Source organism: uncultured Campylobacter sp. (assembly GCF_938039245.1).
In the GTDB taxonomy this organism is placed as follows: Bacteria; Campylobacterota; Campylobacteria; order Campylobacterales; family Campylobacteraceae; genus Campylobacter_A.
The window spans coordinates 1-1,246 of sequence record NZ_CALHVN010000009.1; the positions used below are offsets into that span (position 1 = coordinate 1).

The 1,246-nt window shown below is 47.4% G+C and carries 1 protein-coding gene; it reads right to left on the bottom strand.

From position 1 onward, the window contains the following. Nucleotides 1-1,246 (bottom strand): TonB-dependent receptor (locus tag Q0218_RS01905; protein ID WP_297965735.1); only part of this gene is annotated, 1,246 nt, incomplete at both ends.

The window sequence follows — 1,246 nt, forward strand, 5'->3', positions numbered from 1 at the left end:
TCTTTAGTAACCTTAGCGTTCGTGTAGCCAAGCGAGCTGCGCAGGTATAAATTCTTGTAAATTTGCCCTAGCACGTTTAGCTCGATACCGCGGCTACGCTCTTTACCGCGTACCGCCCAAGTATACGGATCGTTTGTAGGGTCCGGTTGATAGCGGATATTTTTATGTTCGATCTGAAATACCGCGATATTTGAGCTAAATTTATTATCCGCCCAAGTGCTTTTTAATCCGATTTCGTATTGGACGTTGTTTTGCGGTTTTAGATCCAGCCTTGACGTATCTTCGGTGCTGATGCCGATGTTGCCTCTACCGCCGTAGGGCGCAAAGCTCTGCGAATACGAAACGTAAGCGGTGTGATCGGTCGCAAAGTCCCATAAAAAGCCGACCCTCGGGCTAAACGAGTCGCCGGTGTAGCTGTTTGTTTGGCCTCTTATGTTTCTGGTTTTAAATTTATAAAAATCAAACCTACCGCCTAGCATCAATCTATAGGTATCGTCAAGACTGATTAAATCCTCGAAAAACACGCCGTGATTGATCGCGCGGTGTTTGTTATCGGTCGTGAGCGGGACGTTTCTGTTTGACGCCCAACTGCCCCTAGATGCGTAGGGATCGATATCTTGCGTATGAGTTCTGCTATACCAGAGTCTTGGATGGCGAGTTTCGACGCTGTTATCGTAGCCGACAGCTATATTGTGCTTAAATCTCTCGAAATTTAGCTCCTTAGTAAGCGTAAAGGCGTTTGAGATAGTTTCGTTATCCGTCTCTTGCTTTGCGTAGTTTTGCCTTAGTCTGTTGCCGCTAACGATACTGCCCGCAAAAAAGTGGTCGAAATTTTGGCTAGCCTTTCTGTATCCAAAAACCCATTTTAAATTTAGCTCTTTTGCTAGCTCGGCATTTAACTCCGTGCGCAAAAAGTGCAGCCTATCCTCCACGAAGTCGCCCTCGTGAGAAAAGCCCTTTTTGTAGTCGATACCTAGCTTATCGTAGACGGCTTTGGTCGGAGTTCTATCGGGTACTCGCCAGGCGTTATCGTACGTATACTGCGCTTCAAAGCTTACGTCGCCGCCTTGGTTGGTTACGATGAGGCTAGGACTTATCATAAAATTTTTATACTTTATACCTTCGCGCCACGATTTACCGCGCTCGCCGTCGGTGGTTAGGCGTACGGCTAGTTGATTATTTACCGCGTGGTTTACGTCCGCGCCAAGCCCCCATCTACTCCAGCTGCCGTATCTGCCAGAAACCT